General features: G+C 79.2%; 2 protein-coding genes. One reads left to right on the forward strand and one right to left on the reverse strand.

The features are described 5' to 3' along the window. Positions 1–80: 80 nt before the first annotated feature. Positions 81–1,424 carry an NAD(P)/FAD-dependent oxidoreductase gene (locus ACFUVW_RS20680; protein ID WP_430573170.1) on the reverse strand — a complete coding sequence of 448 codons (1,344 nt, stop codon included), beginning with the start codon at positions 1,422–1,424 and terminating at the stop codon, positions 81–83. A gap of 84 nt (positions 1,425–1,508) precedes the next feature. Here ACFUVW_RS20680 and ACFUVW_RS20685 point away from each other — a divergent pair, with 84 nt between their 5' ends. Continuing rightward, positions 1,509–1,871 carry a DUF3017 domain-containing protein gene (locus ACFUVW_RS20685; RefSeq protein ID WP_430573171.1) on the forward strand — a complete coding sequence of 121 codons (363 nt, stop codon included), beginning with the start codon at positions 1,509–1,511 and terminating at the stop codon, positions 1,869–1,871. Positions 1,872–1,913 lie beyond the last annotated feature (42 nt).

Below are 1,913 nucleotides of genomic sequence, written 5' to 3' on the forward strand. Positions count from 1 at the left end.
CGCCCCGGGCCCCGCATTGGTGGGTGGTCACTTTACCCCCACGGGGCGGGTTCGCGCATCACCCCCCCACGCTCGATGCGTCAGGCAGGCTCGGCGACGGCGGCCTTCAGCCGGACGGCGGGGTCGGTGGCCTTCGCGAGGTCCAGGCGCAGCGGCTCGCCGCGGCTCATGAGGCGCCGGACGCCGCCGACGTCGCGGGGGGAGTCGACGAGGAGCACGGCACGGACGGTCGCGACGCCGTCGACGGCGACCCCCGCGGCGCCGCCCGGCGTGCCGTCCGCCGTGCCCCGCTCCGCAGGGTCCAGGTAGAGCGCCGCCCACGGGCCTTCGCCCGGGGTCCCGCGCAGCACCACGGGGGAGGCGTCGGGCCCGGTGGTGGCGGGCAGGCCCAGCAGCGCCAGGTCGTGCCCGAGCTGCTGCGAGAAGACGTACGGCGCGTGCCCCGCGCCGGCCGGCTCGGCGCCGAGCATCGCGCGCACGGTGGGGTCGGGGTCGTGCAGGGCGGCCGACCAGTGCCCGCCCGGCACCGTGCCGAACACGGGGTGCGCCCGCGACGCGACGTCGCCGACCGCCCAGACGCGCGGGTGGCCGGGGACGCGGCCGTCGCCGTCCACGAGGAGCGCGCCGCGCGCGTCGAGCGGCAGCGTGCCGGCCAGCCAGCCCGACGCCGGCCGGGCGCCCACCGCCGTGAGCACCAGGTCGGCGGGCACGTGCTCGCCCCCGGCCAGGACCACGCCCGTGTCCTCGACGGCCGCGACGGCGGCGCCCGTGCGCAGGCGGACCCCGGCATCGGCGTACCAGCCCGCGAGCCGGGCGCCGACGTCCGGCCCGAGCTGGCGCGACAGCGGGGCCTCGGCCGCCTCGAGCACCGTGACGTGCGCGCCCGCGCCCGCCGCGACCCCCGCGACCTCGGCGCCGATCCAGCCCGCGCCCACGATGACCAGACGCAGCCCGTCGTCCTGGCGCAGCGCCGCCCGCAGGCGGTCGGCGTCCGCCGCCGTGTGCAGCACCGACGACGCGGCGAACCCCGGGGGGACGAGCGGGACGGAGCCCACCGCGAGCACGACGGCGTCGGCCGCGACCTCACCCCGGCCCGTCGCGACGACCACGCCGTCCGGCCCCGACACGAGCCCGCGGGCAGGGTCGGCGAGCCGCACGTCGTCGGCCAGCGCCTCGACGTCGACGCCGAGGTCCGCGCTCAGCCACACCGGCTCGGGCCGCGTCAGCAGCTCCTTCGACAGCGGCGGCCGGTCGTACGGAGGCACGCCCTCGGCCCCGAGCAGCGTGATCCGCCCCTCGAAGCCGTGCGCGCGCAGCGCGGCGACGGTCTGCGCGCCGGCGAGGCCGGCGCCCACGACGACGACGGACCGGGGGACGGGGAGGGGTGCGGTGAGAGGGGCGGCGTCGGAGGTCGGCTCGGGCACGGCCTCACCGTAACCCTCGACGAAACCCGGCGGGTGTGGAGGTCCGGCGCTCGCCCCGGCCACGCGACGGTAGGCTCGGCTGCCGTGGATCCCCGTGCGCTGCCCGACCCTCCGCGTGACCCCGGAGGGACCGAGCCCGCGCCCACCTGGCACTCGGTCGGGGCGAAGGGCGAGGAGCCGGCACGCACCCTGCCCGGCCCGGAACGCGCCATCGTCACCGTGCTCGCCGGCATCGTGCTCGCCGTGGTGCTCGGCGTGCTGGTCGGGGCCCGTGTCGGCACCGGCACGATCGCGCTGACGCTCGCCGTCGCCGGCACCTGGCGCGCCACGTCGTCCACCGGGCCCGTCGGCCTCGTCGTGCGGAGCCGAGGCTTCGACGTCTTCCTGTGCTGGGGCGGCGCCGTCGTCATCGGCGTGCTGGCCCTGACCGCCCCCGGCCTGGGCTGAACAAGCCTCCCCGGACGCCACGAGGGCCGGCACCCCGCAGGG

The organism is Isoptericola sp. NPDC057391 (genome assembly GCF_042668085.1).
Classification (GTDB): Bacteria; Actinomycetota; Actinomycetes; order Actinomycetales; family Cellulomonadaceae; genus Isoptericola.